Origin of the sequence: Nocardioides zeae (assembly GCF_030818655.1) — a bacterium.
In the GTDB taxonomy this organism is placed as follows: domain Bacteria; phylum Actinomycetota; class Actinomycetes; order Propionibacteriales; family Nocardioidaceae; genus Nocardioides; species Nocardioides zeae_A.
In genome coordinates, this window is sequence record NZ_JAUTAN010000001.1 from 2,433,552 (window position 1) to 2,451,507 (window position 17,956).

The 17,956-nt window shown below is 73.2% G+C and carries 17 protein-coding genes and 1 pseudogene; 5 read left to right on the forward strand and 13 right to left on the reverse strand.

What is annotated here, in order from left to right:
- Positions 1 to 6: 6 nt before the first annotated feature.
- The 8 genes and pseudogenes from QE405_RS11640 to QE405_RS11675 all read right to left on the reverse strand — a co-directional run bounded on the left by QE405_RS11640 (position 7) and on the right by QE405_RS11675 (position 5,961).
- Complete coding sequence (locus QE405_RS11640; RefSeq protein ID WP_307200867.1) at positions 7 to 864, reverse strand: hypothetical protein; 858 nt, start codon at positions 862 to 864, stop codon at positions 7 to 9.
- Entirely contained in the window at positions 861 to 1,421 is a 561-nt protein-coding gene (locus tag QE405_RS11645; RefSeq protein WP_307200869.1) for a hypothetical protein, read from the reverse strand. The genes QE405_RS11640 and QE405_RS11645 overlap by 4 nt, the downstream gene beginning before the upstream one ends.
- Positions 1,418 to 1,873 (reverse strand): hypothetical protein, encoded by a 456-nt coding sequence (locus tag QE405_RS11650; protein ID WP_307200871.1) that lies wholly within the window; start codon positions 1,871 to 1,873, stop codon positions 1,418 to 1,420. The genes QE405_RS11645 and QE405_RS11650 overlap by 4 nt, the downstream gene beginning before the upstream one ends.
- 261 nt (positions 1,874 to 2,134) lie before the next feature.
- Positions 2,135 to 3,148, reverse strand: coding sequence for a Dyp-type peroxidase (locus QE405_RS11655; RefSeq protein ID WP_307205789.1), 1,014 nt, complete (start codon positions 3,146 to 3,148; stop codon positions 2,135 to 2,137).
- Positions 3,043 to 3,402 (reverse strand): annotated as a pseudogene (locus QE405_RS11660) (Dyp-type peroxidase domain-containing protein); the annotation flags it as partial. The gene QE405_RS11655 and the pseudogene QE405_RS11660, both read right to left, overlap by 106 nt.
- Positions 3,399 to 4,592: an iron uptake system protein EfeO gene (gene efeO, locus QE405_RS11665; protein ID WP_307200873.1), complete on the reverse strand. Its 1,194-nt coding sequence runs from the start codon at positions 4,590 to 4,592 to the stop codon at positions 3,399 to 3,401. The gene efeO and the pseudogene QE405_RS11660, both read right to left, overlap by 4 nt.
- On the reverse strand, positions 4,589 to 5,467 hold the full coding sequence (gene efeU / locus QE405_RS11670) for an iron uptake transporter permease EfeU (protein ID WP_307200876.1): 879 nt from the start codon (positions 5,465 to 5,467) through the stop codon (positions 4,589 to 4,591). Before efeU ends, efeO begins: the two co-directional genes overlap by 4 nt.
- A 239-nt stretch (positions 5,468 to 5,706) precedes the next feature.
- A complete protein-coding gene (locus QE405_RS11675) occupies positions 5,707 to 5,961 on the reverse strand; it encodes a helix-turn-helix domain-containing protein (protein ID WP_163773816.1) in 255 nt (84 codons plus the stop codon).
- Between the two features lie 157 nt (positions 5,962 to 6,118).
- On the opposite strand from QE405_RS11675, the gene QE405_RS11680 reads away from it, so the two are divergent.
- The gene (locus QE405_RS11680) at positions 6,119 to 6,439 is read left to right on the forward strand and encodes a DUF6907 domain-containing protein (protein ID WP_307200878.1); all 321 of its coding nucleotides are present in this window, start codon (positions 6,119 to 6,121) and stop codon (positions 6,437 to 6,439) included.
- A gap of 35 nt (positions 6,440 to 6,474) precedes the next feature.
- Complete coding sequence (locus tag QE405_RS11685) at positions 6,475 to 7,311, forward strand: glycosyltransferase (protein ID WP_307200880.1); 837 nt, start codon at positions 6,475 to 6,477, stop codon at positions 7,309 to 7,311.
- A gap of 21 nt (positions 7,312 to 7,332) precedes the next feature.
- Here the strand turns inward: QE405_RS11685 and QE405_RS11690 are convergent, their stop codons facing one another.
- Complete coding sequence (locus QE405_RS11690) at positions 7,333 to 8,043, reverse strand: DsbA family oxidoreductase (protein WP_307200882.1); 711 nt, start codon at positions 8,041 to 8,043, stop codon at positions 7,333 to 7,335.
- A 131-nt stretch (positions 8,044 to 8,174) separates the two neighbouring features.
- Here QE405_RS11690 and QE405_RS11695 point away from each other — a divergent pair, with 131 nt between their 5' ends.
- Positions 8,175 to 9,116 (forward strand): ABC transporter ATP-binding protein, encoded by a 942-nt coding sequence (locus QE405_RS11695; RefSeq protein ID WP_307200885.1) that lies wholly within the window; start codon positions 8,175 to 8,177, stop codon positions 9,114 to 9,116.
- Positions 9,113 to 9,934 carry an ABC transporter permease subunit gene (locus QE405_RS11700; protein WP_307200887.1) on the forward strand — a complete coding sequence of 274 codons (822 nt, stop codon included), beginning with the start codon at positions 9,113 to 9,115 and terminating at the stop codon, positions 9,932 to 9,934. The genes QE405_RS11695 and QE405_RS11700 overlap by 4 nt, the downstream gene beginning before the upstream one ends.
- Positions 9,935 to 10,020: 86 nt before the next feature.
- Here QE405_RS11700 and ilvC read toward each other — a convergent pair whose 3' ends face one another.
- The 4 genes from ilvC to QE405_RS11720 all read right to left on the reverse strand — a co-directional run bounded on the left by ilvC (position 10,021) and on the right by QE405_RS11720 (position 14,470).
- Positions 10,021 to 11,046, reverse strand: a complete 1,026-nt coding sequence (gene ilvC, locus QE405_RS11705) for a ketol-acid reductoisomerase (protein ID WP_307200888.1) — start codon at positions 11,044 to 11,046, stop codon at positions 10,021 to 10,023.
- Positions 11,047 to 11,130: 84 nt separating this feature from the next.
- Complete coding sequence (gene ilvN / locus QE405_RS11710; RefSeq protein WP_307200890.1) at positions 11,131 to 11,676, reverse strand: acetolactate synthase small subunit; 546 nt, start codon at positions 11,674 to 11,676, stop codon at positions 11,131 to 11,133.
- A complete protein-coding gene (locus tag QE405_RS11715; RefSeq protein WP_307200892.1) occupies positions 11,676 to 13,442 on the reverse strand; it encodes an acetolactate synthase large subunit in 1,767 nt (588 codons plus the stop codon). Before QE405_RS11715 ends, ilvN begins: the two co-directional genes overlap by 1 nt.
- Positions 13,443 to 13,771: 329 nt before the next feature.
- Positions 13,772 to 14,470, reverse strand: a complete 699-nt coding sequence (locus QE405_RS11720) for a VOC family protein (protein WP_307200894.1) — start codon at positions 14,468 to 14,470, stop codon at positions 13,772 to 13,774.
- Between the two features lie 222 nt (positions 14,471 to 14,692).
- Between QE405_RS11720 and QE405_RS11725 the strand changes: the two genes are divergently transcribed.
- Positions 14,693 to 17,935 carry a S8 family peptidase gene (locus QE405_RS11725; protein WP_307200896.1) on the forward strand — a complete coding sequence of 1,081 codons (3,243 nt, stop codon included), beginning with the start codon at positions 14,693 to 14,695 and terminating at the stop codon, positions 17,933 to 17,935.
- Positions 17,936 to 17,956: the final 21 nt, after the last annotated feature.

Here is a 17,956-nt window from a genome sequence, read left to right on the forward strand (position 1 = left end):
CCCCGGTCAGGCCGGCACCCCCACGCCGTGCGGCGCATCGTCGTAGCCCGCCGCGTGGCGCACCCCGCCCGCGACCACCGTCTCGACCCGGTTGCCGGGCGCGACCACGACCCGGAGGGCCCGACCGCCGTCCGTGACCGCTGCCGCGACCTCGTCGAGCCGGGCCCCGACCTCCTGCAGGCGGTCGCCGAGACCCTGCACCGAGGCGACCAGCCGCTGCGCCAGCTCGCCGATCCGCTGGGCGGCCGAGCGCACCCGCATCCCCAGGGCGGCCAGGGTCGGCCCCGTGCCCACCCCGGAGATCAGCACCGGCGCCATGGGCACGAGCCAGGCCACGATGTCGGCGATGGTCTCGCGCACCACCTGCCGCACCCCGGCGACCAGCGAGCTCGCGAGCTGGACCGAGGCGGCCACGCCCGTGGCCGCGACGGCGCAGGCGTCGACGGCGAGGCTGCGCCCGAGGCCATACGTCGTGTACGCCGCAGCCGCCGCGCCCTCCCAGTCCGCCGTCACCGTCGTGACCTCGCCCTCGTAGCCCGCCGCCGTCGCCGCGAGGCCCCGCGCCACCGCGTCCCAGGTCGCCGCCTGGGCCAGCACCGCGTCGGGGTTGCCCGCGAGGTGGTCGAGGAACCGGTGCAGCGGCTCGATGCGCTCCAGGAGGAAGCCGATGCCCGCGCCCACCAGCGTCCCGACGGGGTCGCTGAGGACGCCCGCCACCTCGGTGGCGCCGCACAGGGTCAGCAGCCCGCCCTCGGCCCAGTCGCCCCGCGCCAGCGCCTCCCCCGTCGACAGCAGGGTGTCGACGACCGCCCCGCCGGTGTGCCACGTGCGGGTGTCGCCCTCCTCCACCACCTCGACGCTCACGGCGCCACCTCCGCCCCCGGGGCCGGCACCCCCACCGGCACCCCCACCGGGACCGGCACGGCCGGGGGCGCCACCGGGGAGACCGGCGACCCCTCGAGGCGGTCGAGCCACGCGGCCGCCTCGACCACCGCACCGACGGCCTGGCGGACGGTCCCCCGGACCAGCTCCTCGCCGGTCGCCTGCGCGGCCCCCGCCACCGTCTCGACCACGCCCGCGGCCGCCGGCCAGGCCTGCTCCCGCACGCCGTCGACGGTGCGGGACAGGCCGGTCGCCGTCGCCGCCACGGCGACGTCGGTGGCCTCGATCCCGGCGGCGACCGAACGGACCTCCGTCGCAGCGGTCGCGAGCGACCCGACCGTCGTCGCGCAGGCGGCGATGCCCGTCAGCTGCGTCCCGGCGAGCAGCGGGACGAGGAACGAGCAGAGCACGCCGAACGCATCGTGGTCGGCCGCCGTGGTGCGTGCCGCCTCGAGGGCCGACCTGGGCTCCTCGGCCAGCACGTCGACCCGGGCCGCGTGCAGCCGCAGCTCGGCCGGGTCCATCCCCAGGACGCTCATCGCAGGACCCCCGCCCCCACGCTCACGCCCGCAGGACGCTCCCCGGCGGCGTCCGACGCGCCGGCCCGGGCGGCGAACATCCGCTCCGCGTGCTGCACGACGTGGGCGGTGGTGGCGGAATCCGCACCGAACGCCTCCCGCGCCAGTCCGCCGAGCACCGCCGGCAGACGACGCCGGGCCGTGGCGTTCGCCGCCAGGACGGCCCGCGCCACGGCCGCGCCGCCCTGCGCGGCGACCCGCTCGCCGACGGCCAGGTGCACGAGGCCCCCGGCGTGGTCGAGCGTGACGGTCACGTCGCTGCCGTCCGACGGGCGGCCGTGCACCCGCAGCCCGTCGACGGCCGCGGCGTACTGCTCCGCACGCCGGGCCTCGGCCGCTGCTCCCGCGACGATCGCGTCGACGGCGTCCAGGGCCTCGTCGGCACCACGGAACGTCGGTCCCCCACTCCTCATGTCTCCCCCTGGTCATCTCGGGCGACCGCCGTCCGGTCGCCGTCGTCCCAGGGTGGCCCGGCGGCCGCTCCGGCGGAAGGCGCCCTCCTCCGACCTGTGGATAACCCGTCGCGCGTGGGTGGTCGAGGCGGGGGCGGGTCCCTGGGGGGCAGCACTGTGCGGCTGGTGCGCTTCCGGGTGAGGCGGACGAGCACCAACCGCACAGTGCCGGCCCCGGGTTCAGCCCGACCCGAGCCGAGACCCGCCCGGTCCGCGCCAGGCTCAGGCGAAGAGCGCCTGCCCCACGAACTCGCCCTCGCGCGCACCCGGGGGCACGGCGAAGAGCGCGGAGGAGGTGAACCGCAGGTACTCCATCAACCGGTCGTTGCGCGCCATCTCCGTCTGGAGCGGGATGAAGTGGGTGCGGGGGTCGCGCACGAAGGCGATGAAGAACAGGCCCGCGTCCAACCCGCCGACGTCGGTGCTGCCGTCGACGAAGTTGTAGCCCCGGCGCAGCATCCGCGCGCCTCCGAAGCGGTCGGGGTGCACGACCGCGACGTGCGAGTCCACCGGCATGACCGGGCCGTCGCTGCCCTGCATCCCGAAGTCGGGCTGGGCGTCCTCCGCACCGCCCGACAGCGGTCCCCCGGACCCCTTGAACCGGCCGATCGACTGCTCCTGCTCACCGAGCTGCTGGCGGTCCCAGACCTCGATGGTCATGGCGATCCGACGCGCGACGAGGTAGCTGCCGCCGGCGAGCCAGGAGCCCGCCGCGTCGTCGTCGGCCCCGACCCACACGTGCTCGTCGAGCGCGGCGCCCTCCTCCGCGCGGACGTTCATCGTGCCGTCCTTGAAGCCGAACAGGTTGCGCGGCGTGGACTGGCTCGTCGTGGTCGTCGACGTGCGGCCGAAGCCGAGCTGCGACCACCGCACCGAGACGGTGCCGAAGCCGATCCGCGCCAGGTTCCGCACGGCGTGGACGGCCACCTGGGGGTCGTCCGCGCAGGCCTGCACGCAGAGGTCGCCCCCCGAGCGCGCCGGGTCCAGCACGTCCGCGGGGAAGTGCGGCAGGTCGGCGAGCGCGGCGGGCCGCCGGTCGGCCAGCCCGAACCGGTCGCGCCCAGGTCGGGGTGCTCGAACAGCCCCGGCCCGAACCCGATCGTGATCGTGAGCCGCGAGGGCGGCAGGTCGAGGGCCTCCCCCGTGTCGTCCGGCGGCAGGTTCTGGGCACCGTTGACGGCGCCGACCGGCCCCGCCGACTGGCCCTGGACCATCCGCTCGGCAGCGTCCGTCCAGCGTCGCAGCAGCTCGACCAGCTCGTCGCGGTCGTCGGTGACGACGTCGAAGGCCGCGAAGTGCAGGCGGTCCTGCGCCGCGGTCACGATCCCCGCCTGCCGCTCCCCCCGGAAGGGGTACGACGCGGGCTCGCCCGCAGCGGCCGTCGCGTCGTCGCCGAGGCGACCCGCGGCGTACCCCCCGGCCGCCAGCGCGACGCCCCCCGCCGCGAGACCCCCGCCGAGGAGGCCGCGTCGCGAGAGGCCCGCGCTCACGCGACGACGGCCGCGGTCAGCCGCGAGAGCGGCTCGGACAGCGCGTTGACCGCGTCGGACAGCTCGCCGCGCTGGTCCTCGCCCACGGTGTCGTAGGAGACGAAGCCGTCACCCTCGCGCTGGGCGTCGAGCAGCGTCTGCAGGTCCGCGAACTCCTCGTCGAGCTCGGCCGCCAGGTCGGCGTCGTTCTCCAGCACGATCGGGCGCACGCCCTCGTAGGCCACCCGGGCCCCGTCGACGTTGGCCTGGAAGTCCCACAGGTCGGTGTGCGACCAGGCCTCCTCCTCACCGGTGATCTTGCCGGTCGCGACCTCGTCGAGCAGCCCACGGGAGCCGTTGGCGATGAAGTCGATCGGGTAGGTCATGTCGGGCGCGTTCACCAGCTCGACCAGCGTCTCGGTGTCGGCCACGAGCTTGTCGGTCAGCGCGGCGCGCTGGTCGTCGGTGAGCGGGGTGTAGTCGGAGGCGTCCTCCGGCCACAGGTCCTTCTCCAGCACATGCCAGCCGGTCCACTCCTGGCCGGGCTCGAGGTCCGCCTCCCGGAGGTCCATCTCGGGGTCGAGCGTGCCGAACGACTCGGCCACCGTCTCGATGCGCTCCCAGTGCTGGCGGGCCTGCGGGTAGAGCGCCCGTGCCGCGTCGTCGTCGCGGGCCGTCACCAGGGCGGCGAACTCGGTGGTGCCGGTGAGGAGCTGGTCGGCCTGGTCCTCGACGTACGCCGCGTAGTTGGTCTGCGCCTGCTCCACGAGCTCGCTGTCGGTGGCGGACGCCCCGGACCCGCCGTCGTCGGAGGCGGCGACGGTGAAGTCGCCCCGGATGCCGTCCCCGACCATCCCCGGCTTGCAGGCGGTCACGTAGTCACCGGCCGCCACGTTGACGGTCAGCTTCGCGCTGGTGTTGGGCGCGACGTTCTCGACCTCGCCGAGGATGCGCAGGCCGTCGGAGTCGAGCAGGTAGAACTCCGTCACGTCGTCGCCCGCGTTGGTCACGTCGAACGTGAGCGTGCCCGCCGGCGCCTCCGTCGAGGAGAGCTCGCAGCCGTCGGCCGACGACGCGACCGCGAGCACCCGGGGGTCGCCGCTGTCGCTCGGGTCGGCGTTCTCCGTGCACGCGGCCGCCAGCGCGAGGGGCGCCAGTGCCAGCACGGCCAGCGGCACGCGGCCGCGGCGGGACGAGAGGGTGCGGATCATGCGGTTTCCTTCGTGGGAGTGGGGTCGGCCGGGCGGACGGCACCGGTCGGGCGCCGACGGACGGCGCGGAGGAAGAGGAACATCACCGGGACGACGTAGAGGACCCAGACGGTCGCCTCGAGCCAGGTCGTCTGCGGCGAGAAGTTGAAGACGCCCTTGAGGACGGCGGCGTAGACGGAGCTGGCGTCGTACCAGCTCGTGACGTCCCACGCGAGGTCGTGGAGGCCGGGCAGGAAGCGCGCCTCCTGGAGGTCGTGCACGCCGTAGGCCAGCACGCCGCCGGCGACGAGCACCAGGAAGGCGCCGGTCCAGGTGAAGAAGACGGTGAGGTTGAGGGTGACGGCGCCCTTGTAGATGAGCACGCCCAGCACGACGGCGGTCGCGAGACCCAGCGCCACGCCGACCAGCGGCTCCCAGGTGGGGAGGCCGTCGACGGTGCCCGTCCCGGTGACCGAGCGCGTCGTCGACCAGACGATCAGGGCGGTCTCGAGGCCCTCGCGACCGACGGCGAGGACGGCGATGACGACGAGGGCGGCCGGGTTGCCGCCCGCCGCGGAGTCGATCCGGCCCCGCAGCTCGCCCGCGAGCGAGCGGGCGTTGCCCGCCATCCAGAAGATCATCCAGGTGACGAAGCCGACGGCGACGATCGAGAGGCTGCCGCCGATCGCCTCCTGGGCCTCGAAGGTGAGGCCACGGGGGCCGAACGTGAGGACGGCGCCGAACGCGAGGCTGACGGCGACGGCGAGGCCCACGCCCACCCAGATCTTCCAGAGCAGGGCGGCGCGGCCGGTCTTGACGAGGTAGGCCACGAGGACGCTCACGACGAGCGCCGCCTCGAGCCCCTCCCGCAGACCGATGAGGTAGCTGGCGAGCACGAGCGCTGAATATAGACCCGTTGAGTTAGGTTCACCTCACCTGACCGGCAAGAATTGACCAAGAGCCCGCCGCCCCGGCCACGGCCACCGCCGGAGTGCGGGACACGACACAGGTGCTTGACCACCCTTTGGTGGGCATTTATAAATGGTGCTGATTCCGGCAGCACCCGGACCGCCGTCGAGACCAGGAGCAGCCTTCCGATGATCCCGCCCCGACCAGCTCCCGACCGCCCCCGCGGTCAGGTCAGCCGGGGTGCGCCCTCGAGCAGGGTCGCCACGTCGATCTCGAGCACCTCGCAGACCGCGAGCAGCGTCTGCAGGCGCGGGTTCATGGCCACGCCCGGTCGGGACTCGCCCTTCTCGAACTTCTGGTAGGTGAACCCGGCGACGCCGGCCAGGTGCGCCACCCGCTCCTGGCTGAGGCCCTTGCGCTGGCGCGCCTGCTGCAGCCGGACGCCCACCTCGCGGGAGAACGTCTTCCACTCGTCTTCCATCACCGCTCCACCATCGCCGCGCGGCCACCTCGCTACGACCATCAATATATGTGAATCTCGGGATCACACCACGGGCCTGTGGAGGACGTCCCGTCGCGCGGCGAGGTCGTCGGTGGTGGCACCTAGGTTCCGAGCAGACCGACGACGGGGGTTGCCGATGCACGACGAACGACCGACCTGGCTCAGGGAGCCGTGCCCGCACTGGTGCGTGGCGGAGCACCGGCAGGACGACCATCCCGACGACCGCGTGCACCGCGGCGCGAGCACGACCCTGGCGGGCTTCCTCGCCCACGGGGCCGTGCCGACCGAGTTCGAGGAGGAGCCGGCCCACCTCGTGATCCAGGTCATGCGCCCCGTCGGCGGCACGACCACCTGGGTGGAGGTGCGCGAGACGGAGGGCGCCCGGCACCGCCTGACGGTCACGCTCGCGACCGCGCGCGACCTCGGCCTGCTCCTGTCGCGGATCGCGCCACGATGACCATCTCGTAATGTGCATTTATATATGGTGCTCGGGTGACCGAGCCCCATCCCGACCACGCCGCGCCCATCGACCTCCTCCTGCTGACGAGGTTCAACGTGAAGCGTCGGGGGCGCACCGCGGGCGACCCCTGGCTGCGGGAGCGGGTACGCCTCTTCACCCGCGTCTGCCTGCCCTCCGTGGCCGGCCAGTCGGAGCCACCGACGGGCTGGCTCGTGTTCTTCGACAGCGGGAGCCCCGGCTGGCTGCGCGAGGTCGTGCACGAGCTCGGGGCAGGCATGTTCGAGCCGGTGTGGCTGCCCGGCGAGGTGCCGATGTCGGTCTACGCCGAGCACGTCCGCCGCCACAGCAGCGGTACCTGGGTCGCCACCACCCGGCTCGACAACGACGACGCCCTCGCCCGGGACTTCGTCGCCCGCACGCGCGCGGCCCTCCGCCCCACGGCCGAGTTCCTCAACTTCGCCTCCGGGCTGCAGGTGACGGCGGAGGGGGCCGTCCACCGGCTCCGCGACCCCTCGAACGCCTTTCTCACCCGCACGGAGCGGCGGGACGAGGCGACCACCGTCTACGCCGTGCGCCATCCCCGGGCCGGCGAGGTCGCCCCCGTGCGCCAGCTGGAGGGACCGCCCATGTGGATCCAGCACATCCACGGGGACAACCTCGTCAACGCCGTCCACGGCATCCGGGTGTCCCCCACCGTCCTCGAGCGCTTCGACGTCCGCATCGACCCGCGACCGATCGGTCCCGTCGCCCTGCTCGCCGCCCGCGTCACCGACCTCGCCCGGGTGGCGCGCCGCCTCGTGCTCCGACCCGCGCGGCTGCGCTGGGCCTGGCGCGTGCTCAGCAGCCGTCGGCCGTCCCGACCGCGCTGACCCGCGCGGCCCGGAGGAGCGTCAGGCCCCGGGCACCGCGCAACCGTCGGGGCCGCACGCGTCCGCGTCGTCCCCGCCGACCTGCACCAGCGACGGGTGCGACTGCGCCCACGCCCGCTCCAGCACCTGCGTGAAGACCTCGACCGACTGCGCCCCCGAGACCCCGAAGGCGCGGTCGACGACGAAGAACGGCACACCGGTGGCCCCGAAGGCGCGCGCCTGCTGCACGTCCGCGGCCACCGCGTCGGCGTACTCGTCGCTCGCGAGCACCTCGTCCACCCGCTCGGCGGGCAGCCCCGCCTCGAGGGCGACGGCTCGCAGCTCGGCGGGGTCGGACAGGTTGCGGGCGTGCTCGAAGTACGCCGACAGGAACGCCTCCTTGACGGCCACCTGCTGCGCCGGGCCGCCCTCGGCCAGCGCGAGGTGGAGCAGGCGGTGGGCGTCGACGGTGTTGCCGTGCACCGTGCGGTCCTGGTGGAAGTCGAGCCCCTCCTGGCGGGCGATGCCGTCGACCTGGGCCATCATCTGGGGCGCCTGGGGGCCGTACTTCCGCGTCAGCGCGTCGACGGTGCGCTCCGTGCCGTTGCGCGGCGCCGTGGGGTCCAGCTCGAAGGAGCGGTAGACCACCTCGACCTCGTCGGCGTGCTCGAAGGACGCCAGGGCGGTCTCCATCCGGCGCTTGCCGATGAAGCACCACGGACACACGACGTCGGACCAGATCTCGATGCGCACGCCGCTCTGAACCCCGAGGGGACCGCTCCCATTCCCCGCCCCCGACCCTGGCCGGGCCGAGGGGTCGGCCAGGGTCGCCCCAGGGTCCGTCCCCGATGCCGCCCGGCACCCGATCGGGCGAGGCTCGGACCATGATCGACGTCAACGGACTGACCAAGACGTACGGCGCGCACCGCGCCGTCGACGACGTGAGCCTCACCGCCCGCCCCGGCCGCGTCACCGGCTTCCTCGGCCCCAACGGCGCCGGGAAGTCCACGACCATGCGGATGATGGTCGGCCTCACGCCCCCGACCTCGGGCACCGCGCGGATCTGCGGCGCGGCGTACGCCGACCTGCCGAACCCGCCCCGCGAGGTCGGCGTGCTCCTCGACGCCTCCGCCCAGCACGCCGGTCGCACCGGTCGCGAGATCCTCACGCTCGCCGCGATGACGGCCGGCCTGCCGCGCAGCCGCGCCACGGCCATGCTCGACCTCGTGTCCCTCACCGACGAGGAGGCCGACCGCCGGGTGCGCAACTACTCGCTGGGCATGCGCCAGCGGCTCGGCATCGCCGTCGCCCTCGTCGGCGAGCCGGAGGTGCTCGTGCTCGACGAGCCGGCGAACGGGCTCGACCCGGCCGGCATCCGGTGGATGCGCGACCTGCTCCGCGGGTTCGCCGCGGACGGCGGCACGGTGCTGCTGTCCAGCCACCTGCTCCACGAGATCGAGGTCATCGCCGACGACCTCGTCGTCATCGGCCGGGGACGCATCGTCGCCGAGGGCACGAAGGCGTCGCTCCTCGAGCGCGCCGGCACCGTCGTGGCGCCCGCCGAGACCTCCGACGCCGCCGCCCTCGTGCGGGCCTGCACCGCCGCCGGGCTGGCGGTGACCCGTCAGGGCGACGGGTCGCTCCGCGTCGAGGCCGACGGCCCCGTCGTCGGGCGGCTGGCCCACCAGGTCGGTGTGCCGCTCGCCCAGCTGCAGCCCGCGGGCGGCACCGGGCTGGAGGAGATGTTCCTGCAGCTCACCGCCGACACCCAGCGGGAGACCCCCGCCACCACCGCCGCCACCACCACCGAAGGGAGGGCGGCATGAGCACGACCGTCGACGCCGGCCCCGTCACCGCCCCCGCCCGCGCATCCCGATCCGCTCGGGCCGACCTGCGACGCCCCTCGTTCGGCCGCCTCGTCGTCGTCGAGGCCCGCAAGACGTTCGACACCCGGGCGGGGCTGTGGCTCTGCGTCAGCATCGTGCTGCTCGCGCTCGTCGCGACCGGCGCGGTGATCGCCTTCGCCCCGCAGGCGGACCTGGACTACGGCCAGTTCGCCGGCGCGATCGGCACGCCCATGGCGGTGATCCTGCCGGTGCTCGCCATCCTGTCCGTGACGAGCGAGTGGAGCCAGCGCAGCGGGCTCACCACGTTCACCATGGTGCCCCAGCGCGGTCGCGTCATCGGGGCGAAGGCGGCGGTGGCGGCCGTCGTGGGTGTCGTCTCCATGCTGGTCGCCCTCGGCGTCGGCGCGGTGGGCACCCTGCTCGGCTCCGCCGTCGCGGGCATCGACCCCGTCTGGGACGTGACCGTCGCCCAGTTCACCTCGATCGTCATCGCCAACCTGCTCGGCATGGCCGTCGGCTTCATGCTCGGCGTCCTCCTGCGCAGCTCACCGGCCGCGATCGTGGGCTACTTCGTCTACTCCTTCGTGCTCAGCACCCTCAGCTACACCCTGGCCGCCTACCAGGACTGGTGGGCCGACCTGCAGCCCTGGCTGGACTTCAACTACGCCCAGACGGCGCTCTTCGAGGACTGGCCGACCGGTCAGGAGTGGGCGCACCTGGCCACCGCCTCGGTGCCGTGGCTCCTCCTCCCCCTCGCCGTCGGCCTGCTCCTGCTGCGGCGCTCCGAGGTGAAGTGAGACGGCCGGACCGACCGGCTGCCTCCTGACGCACGAGACCCCCGGGACCACACGGTCCCGGGGGTCTCGTCGTACCGCTCAGGGGGTCAGCGCGCGGCCGAGCCCTCCGTGTAGTCGGCGTCGGCCTGCTGCCACGAGAAGTGGGCGCGGAGCTCCTTGCCCGTCTTCTCGATGGGGTGACCGGCCTCCTCCTCGCGCAGGCGCTGGAACTCCTCGCCGCCGTTGTCCTGGTCGCCGATGAAGCGCTTGGCGAAGGTGCCGTCCTGGATGTCGGCGAGGATGCCCTGCATCCGCTCCTTCGTGCCGGCGTCGACGACGCGGGGACCGGAGACGTAGTCGCCGTACTCCGCCGTGTCGGAGACGCTCCAGCGCTGCTTCGCGATGCCGCCCTCCCACATGAGGTCGACGATCAGCTTGAGCTCGTGGAGCACCTCGAAGTAGGCGATCTCCGGCTGGTAGCCCGCGTCGGTCAGGGTCTCGAAGCCCGCCTGCACGAGGTGCGAGACGCCACCGCAGAGCACGGCCTGCTCACCGAACAGGTCGGTCTCGGTCTCCTCGGTGAAGGTCGTCTTGATGACGCCGGCGCGGGTGCCGCCGATGGCCTTCGCGTAGGACTTCGCCAGGTCCCAGGCAGCGCCGGAGGCGTCCTGCTCGACGGCGATGATGTCCGGGATGCCGCGGCCCGCGACGTACTCGCGGCGCACGGTGTGGCCCGGGGCCTTCGGGGCCACGAGGATCACGTCGACGCCCTCGGGCGCCTGGATGTAGCCGAAGCGGATGTTGAAGCCGTGGCCGAAGACCAGCGTGTCGCCCGCGGCGAGGTGGGGCTGGATCGACTCGGCGTAGACGTGGCGCTGCACCTGGTCGGGCGTGAGGATGACGATGACGTCCGCCTCCTCGACCGCGGCGGCGACGTCGAGGACCCGCAGGCCCTCCTCCTCCGCCTTGGCGCGGCTCTTCGAGCCCGCGGCGAGGCCGACGCGGACGTCGACCCCGGAGTCGCGCAGGTTGAGGGCGTGGGCGTGCCCCTGGCTGCCGTAGCCGATGACGGCCACGTTCTTGCCCTGGATCAGGGACAGGTCGGCGTCGTCGTCGTAGTAGATCTCAGCCACTGGGGGCTACTCCTTCTGGGTTGACTTCTCGAGTGGTACGTCGCTGGTGGGCGCGAGCGAGGACCCGCGCCCCCGAGGGTGGCGTCAGCCGGCCGCCGGGGCCGGGACCGGGACGGGGACCGGGCGCACGGTGCGCTCGGTGATGGAGCGCGAACCGCGGCCGATCCCGACCATGCCCGACTGCACGAGCTCGCGGATGCCGAAGGGCTCGAGCACGCGGAGGAAGTCCGCGATCTTGCCCGCGTTGCCCGCGATCTGGATGGTCACGGCGTCGGGGGCGACGTCGATGACCTTGGCGCGGAAGAGCTGCACGGTGTCGAGCACCTGGCCGCGGGTCTCCGCGTCGGCGCGGACCTTGACCATGACGAGCTCGCGGTTGACCGAGTTCGTCGGGTCGAGCTCGACGATCTTGATGACCTCGACGAGCTTGTTGAGCTGCTTGACGACCTGCTCCATCGGCGACGTCTCGACGTCGACGACGATCGTCATGCGGGAGATCTCGGGGTGCTCCGTCGGGCCCACCGCGAGGCTGTCGATGTTGTAGCCGCGGCGGCTGAACAGGGCCGCGATGCGCGCGAGCACACCGGGCTTGTTCTCCACCAGCACGGACAGGGTGTGCTTGTCGCTCATCACAGATCGTCCTCGTCGAAGGTGGGCGCGAGGTCCCGCGCGTACTTGATCTCGTCGTTGCTGGCGCCGGCGGCCACCATCGGCCAGACCATCGCGTCGCGGTGGACGCGGAAGTCGACGACGACGGGCACGTCGTTGATCTCCATGGCCTTCTCGATGGTCGCGTCGACCTGGTCGGGCGTCTCGCAGGAGAGGCCGACGCAGCCGTAGGCGTCCGCGAGCTTCACGAAGTCGGGGATGCGCTTCGAGTGCAGGTCGGTGTTGGAGTAGCGGCCCTCGTAGAACAGCGACTGCCACTGGCGCACCATGCCGAGCGACTCGTTGTTGACGACCGCGACCTTGATCGGGATGCCCTCGATCGCGCAGGTCGCCAGCTCCTGGTTGGTCATCTGGAAGCAGCCGTCGCCGTCGATGGACCAGACGGTCGTGTCGGGACGGCCGACCTTGGCGCCCATCGCGGCGGGCACCGAGAAGCCCATCGTCCCGAGGCCGCCGGAGTTGATCCAGGTGCGCGGGTGCTCGTACTGCACGTAGTGCGCCGACCACATCTGGTGCTGCCCGACGCCCGAGCAGTAGATGGAGTCGGGACCGGCGATGTCGCTCAGCCGCTCGAGCACGTACTGCGGCGCGAGGGCGCCGTCCGGGGGCGTGTCGTACCCCAGCGGGTAGCGGCCCTTGACCCCGGAGAGGAACGCGGCCCAGCCCTCGTAGTCACCCGTGTGGCCGGCGTCGGCCTGCGACGTCAGGAGCGCCAGGAGCTCGTCGATGACCTCGCGCGCGTCGCCCACGATGGGCACGTCGGCGTGGCGGTTCTTGCCGATCTCGGCCGGGTCGATGTCGGCGTGGATGACCTTGGCGTTCGGCGCGAACGAGTCGAGGTTGCCGGTGACGCGGTCGTCGAAGCGCGCGCCGAGGCTGATGATGAGGTCGCTCTTCTGGAGCGCCGCGACCGCCGCGACCGTGCCGTGCATGCCGGGCATGCCCATGTGCTGCGGGTGGCTGTCGGGGAAGGCGCCGAGCGCCATCAGGGTGGTGACGACGGGCATGCCCGTGAACTCGGCCAGGCGGCGGAGCTCGCGGGAGGCGCCCGAGCGGATGACGCCGCCACCGACGTAGAGCACCGGCTTGCGGGACTCGAGGATGAGCTTGACGGCCTCGCGGATCTGCTTGCCGTGGGGGCGCGTCACCGGGCGGTAGCCGGGGAGGTGGAGCTCCGTCGGCCAGCGGAACGTGGTCGACGCCTGCAGCGCCGACTTCGCGATGTCGACCAGCACCGGGCCGGGGCGGCCGGTCGAGGCGATGTGGAACGCCTCGGCGATCTTGACCGGGATGTCGGCGGGGTCGGTGACGAGGAAGTTGTGCTTGGTGATCGGCATCGTGATGCCGCGGATGTCCGCCTCCTGGAAGGCGTCCGTGCCGATCATGGACGCGCCGACCTGGCCCGTGACCGCGACGAGCGGCACCGAGTCCATGTGGGCGTCGGCCAGCGGCGTGACGAGGTTCGTCGCACCCGGGCCCGACGTGGCCATGCAGACCCCGACGCGGCCGGTCGCCACGGCGTACCCCTGCGCGGCGTGGCCGCCGGCCTGCTCGTGGCGCACGAGGATGTGGCGGATCTGCGTGGAGTCCATCAGGGGGTCGTAGGCCGGGAGGATCGCCCCGCCCGGGATGCCGAAGATCGTGTCGACCCCGGCGCTCTCCAGCGACTTGACGAGGCTCTGCGCCCCGGTCACGGTCGGCGTGGACGCCTCGCTCTGCTCACTCATCGGCTCGGTTCTTCCCTGTCTGCTCCCGCGTCGTCGCGGGTGCGGTCTCGATCGGTCGTGCGCTGCGGCTCGTCGGCCCGTGACCGGCGGGAACAGTGTCCGCCACCTGCCTCGGCCCAACAAAAAACCCCTCGGGCCTGATGGCGACGAGGGGTGACGCGGGGACGCGCTCGGAGTGGTTCCGGGCTCAGTCCACGCGTCGCGTGCGTACAAGAAGAATGCGCATGCGCCTACGGTCGCCGTCAGGACCGGACGACGTCAACCAGTCTGCCATCGAGTCCCACATCCTGGTACGTCGGTCTCGCATGACGGTCGCCGGACCGCTCCGCTCAGCCGCGGTCCTGCCAGGTGCACACGCACGCCTTGTTGCCCTCGGCGTCGGCCAGCACCCAGAAGGACCGGGCGTGCTCGGCGGTCACGAGGCGGCCGCCGGCCGCGAGCGCGGCCTCCACCCGGTCGAGGGCCACGTCGTGCGGCACCGTGATGTCGAGGTGGAAGCGCATGCGGCCCGCGGGCGTGCCCGCGCGGTCCTCCTCCGTGGGCTCGCTGGTCTGGAACCAGAACCCCGGGAGCCCCGTGCCGAGCGCATCGGCGAGCTCGTCGCCGTCGCGGGGGTTGTCCGCGAGCCCCAGCACCGCGCGCCAGAACGGCTTGATCCGGGCGAGGTCGGGGGTGTCGAGCGCGATCTCCAGGGCCTGGACCTTCGCCGGTGCCGGCCGGGCGCCGTGCTCGCGCGCCAGCTCCGAGACGCGGCGGGCGAGCGCCACGTCGCGCGCCGTCACCCCGCCGACGTCGTGGCTCTGCGTCACGACGCGGACCGCGTCGTAGCGCAGCTCGATGTCGGGGTGGTGGTCGACCTCGGCCGCGTGGGCACCGATCGCCGCGACGAGGGCGAGCGCAGCGCCGTACTCCAGCTCGAAGCGCGCGTGCAACGACCGCAGCAGCAGGCGCCAGTCGGGGAGGTCGGCGGCCAGGACGTCGTCGCCGCCCAGGAGGGCGCGGGGGTCGGTGCTGCTGCTCTCGCTCATGGCCCCCATCACAGCACCCGGCACCGACGAGGACGAGGGCCCGCGGACGGCACGGCGTGGGTCACGGCGCGTCGGCGCAGGTCACGGTCTGGAAAATTCCTCGTCGCGACCCGTGGTCGACGACGCCGTTCGGACCTACAGTGCTCGCACCACCGGACGTCTTCCGGCCGCGGGATCGGGCCCGTGGACGCGTCGGGTCGGGCTCGGAAAGCGAGATCTCGGGTGCACCTCACACCACCACGTCGATGGGTCGGCCTCGCCGTCGCCGCCCTCGGCGCCTCCATGCTCACCATCTCCCCCGCGTCAGCCGCCCCCGGCGACGGCGACGCGCCCCTGCCGATCCCGGAGGCCACCGCGCCCTCGGTCGAGCGGGCCAAGATCGCCCCCGGTGTCGACCTCGACACCGACGCACGCCAGACCGTCTTCGTGCAGATCACGGGCGCGGGCGCCGCCGACGCGGCCGCCCAGCGCTCGGGCAGCTCCGCCCGCACGCAGGCCACGCAGCGCCGCGCGCAGGTCGAGGCCACCGCCGACGACCTTCTCGACGTCGCGCAGGCGGCGGACTCGGGCGCCACCTCGTCGTTCACCGTCAGCAACGCGGTGCCCGGCGTGTCCATCACGGGCACGACCGCCGCCATCGAGGCCCTCGCCGCCGAGCCCGGCGTCGCGAAGGTCTCCCGCATCGCGGAGCGCACGCTCGACAACTCGAGCGCCGCGGCGCTCGTCCGCGCCAACACGGTCTGGAACCTCGGCGCCAACACCGGCAAGGGCGTGAAGATCGGCGTCATCGACACCGGCGTCGACTACACCCACTCCACCTTCGGCGGCCCCGGCACGGTCGAGGCCTTCGAGGCGGCGAACGCGGCGTCCACCGAGGACGGCTGGCGCGAGGCGCTCCCCGCACGCGGCCAGGCCAAGATCGCGGGCGGCTACGACTTCGTGGGCGACGACTACAACGCCGACCCCACGTCGCCGACCTACAACCCGGTCACCGCGCCCGACCCCAACCCCCTCGACTGCGAGGGCCACGGCACGCACGTGGCCGGCAGCGCGGGCGGGTACGGCGTGCTGCCCGGCGGCGGCACCTTCGCCGGCAACTACGCCTCGGTCGGCCCGAAGACGCTCCGCGCGCTCGAGATCGGTCCCGGCATGGCGCCCGAGTCCGAGATCTACGCGCTCCGCGTGTTCGGTTGCGGCGGCAGCACCAACGAGGTCATCGCCGCGCTCGACTGGTCGCTGGACCCCAACGGCGACGGTGACTTCTCCGACCGCCTCGACATCATCAACCTGTCGCTCGGCTCCGCGTTCGTGCCCGCCGACGACCCGCAGAACACGGTCATCGACTCGCTGACCCGCCACGGGGTCCTCACGGTCGCCTCCAACGGCAACGAGGGCGACCTGACCGACGCCGGCGGCTCGCCCGGCAGCGCGACCAGCTCGCTCGCCGTCGCCAGCAGCGTCGACTCGATGCAGCGCCGCGACGCGGTCACCGTCACCGCTCCGTCGGCCCTCGCCGGCCCCGCCGCGGGCCAGTTCTCCCAGGCCTACGACTTCGCCGGCGAGCCGCCGGTCTCGGGCACGGTCGCGGCCATCCCCGGCAGCAACGCCGACGGGTGCCAGGCGCTCTCGACGGCGGACGCCGCCAAGGTGAACGGCAAGATCGCCTGGCTCGAGTGGGACGACGTGGACGCCACGCGACGCTGTGGTTCCATCGCCCGCGCCGCGAACGTGAAGGCCGCCGGCGCCATCGGCGCCATCTTCACCAGCGAGCTCGACGTCTTCGGCGCCGGCATCTCCGGCGACCCGGACATCCCGGTCATCCAGCTCACGGGCACCGAGACCGAGCGCCTCCGCTCGGCCGCGGCCGCCGGCACCCTCGCGATCACCTTCGACGGCGACCTCGCGCAGAGCATCTCGACCTACGACGACGCCATCACCGACACCGTCTCGGGCTTCACCTCCCGCGGTGGCCACGGCACCTACAACGGCGTGAAGCCGGACGTCGCCGCCCCCGGCGACACCATCAGCTCGGCCGCGGTCGGCACCGGCAGCCGGAGCGCCTCGCTCTCCGGCACGTCGATGGCCGCCCCGGTCACCGCCGGTGTCGCCGCGCTCGTCGTGGCCAAGCACCCGGAGTGGACCCCGCTGCAGGTCAAGGCCGCCGTCATGAACACCGCGACCAACGACCTGTTCACCGACGAGGGCCGCACGGGCGCCAAGTACGGCCCGGCCCGCGTCGGCGCCGGTCGCATCGACGCCCGCTCGGCGACGGAGACCACCACGCTCGCGTGGACCAACGGCACCAACAACCCGGTCTCCGCCACCTTCGGCGTCGTCAACGTGGCGGCCGGCTCCGCCAACGCCACCCGCTCCAAGACGGTGACGGTGCGCAACAACTCGTCCACCTCGGTCACCTACAAGCTGGGCTGGCAGGGCGCGACGAACCAGCCGGGCGTCCGCTACACGCTGTCGGCCACCTCGGTGACCGTCCCCGCCCGCTCGGAGCGGTCGGTGACGCTCACCATGGTCGTCACGCCCAGCGCCGTCCAGCGCCAGATCGACCCGACCATGGACGTCGAGCAGCTCGACACCCCGCGGCAGTTCGTCTCGGCCGCCTCCGGCCGCCTGACCATCACGGCACCCAACAAGACGCCGCTGCGCGTCCCGGTCCACGGTGTCGCGCGGGTCAACTCCACGACCACGGCCTCGGTCGCCAACCAGCAGCTGGTGCTGGACGGCAACGGGGTCGACCAGGGTGACGGCACGGCGCGCCAGCGCTCCGTGGTCTCGGTGCTCGAGCTGGGCGCGCGCAGCGGCCAGATGCCGATCTGCACCGGCACCCAGACGGTCGGCTGCGTCGACCAGGGCTCGGACCGCGGGATGGACCTCCAGTCCGTCGGCGCCGGGTCCTCCAACACCCACCTCTGGTTCGGCATCGACACCTGGGGCGACTGGGCGACCATGGGCCGCCTCAGCATCCCGTTCGTCGACTACGACGTGAACGGCGACGGCACCCCCGACTACGAGACGTACCTCCAGTTCTTCCCGGACTCGGACGTCCTGTACTCGGTGACCGTCGACCTGGAGTCGGGTGACACCGTCGACCAGCAGCCGGTGAACTTCTTCGACGCCGACGTCGACACCAACGTGTTCGACACCGACGTGGTCCTGCTCCCGGTGCGCAAGGCGGCCATCGGCCTCCCGACCAACGGCACGACGAGCGCGCCCATCACCTACGTGGCGGGTGTGTACGACGCGGCGGTGGGCGACACGACCGACGCGACCGGCGAGGTCGAGTACGACGCGGGCACCCCCCGCATCCGCACCGAGGGCCCGGTGTTCGAGGACACCGACGGGGCCACGATCGACCTGCTCGGCGCCGGCGGTGCCGACGCCCTGGTCCTGCACCTCTACGGTGCGCCGGGCCGCCGCGGCGAGATCGTCCCGATCCCCGCGGTGGGCTGACGCACCACCAGCACGACCCGC

Coding starts and splice junctions, on each gene's coding strand:
- efeO (WP_307200873.1), bottom strand. CDS start 4,592: ATGATCCGCACCCTCTCGTCCCGCCGCGGCCGCGTGCCGCTGGCCGTG.
- QE405_RS11675 (WP_163773816.1), bottom strand. CDS start 5,961: ATGGAAGACGAGTGGAAGACGTTCTCCCGCGAGGTGGGCGTCCGGCTG.
- QE405_RS11700 (WP_307200887.1), top strand. CDS start 9,113: ATGAGCACGACCGTCGACGCCGGCCCCGTCACCGCCCCCGCCCGCGCA.
- QE405_RS11680 (WP_307200878.1), top strand. CDS start 6,119: ATGCACGACGAACGACCGACCTGGCTCAGGGAGCCGTGCCCGCACTGG.
- QE405_RS11650 (WP_307200871.1), bottom strand. CDS start 1,873: ATGAGGAGTGGGGGACCGACGTTCCGTGGTGCCGACGAGGCCCTGGAC.
- QE405_RS11715 (WP_307200892.1), bottom strand. CDS start 13,442: ATGAGTGAGCAGAGCGAGGCGTCCACGCCGACCGTGACCGGGGCGCAG.
- ilvN (WP_307200890.1), bottom strand. CDS start 11,676: ATGAGCGACAAGCACACCCTGTCCGTGCTGGTGGAGAACAAGCCCGGT.
- QE405_RS11645 (WP_307200869.1), bottom strand. CDS start 1,421: ATGAGCGTCCTGGGGATGGACCCGGCCGAGCTGCGGCTGCACGCGGCC.
- QE405_RS11695 (WP_307200885.1), top strand. CDS start 8,175: ATGATCGACGTCAACGGACTGACCAAGACGTACGGCGCGCACCGCGCC.
- QE405_RS11720 (WP_307200894.1), bottom strand. CDS start 14,470: ATGAGCGAGAGCAGCAGCACCGACCCCCGCGCCCTCCTGGGCGGCGAC.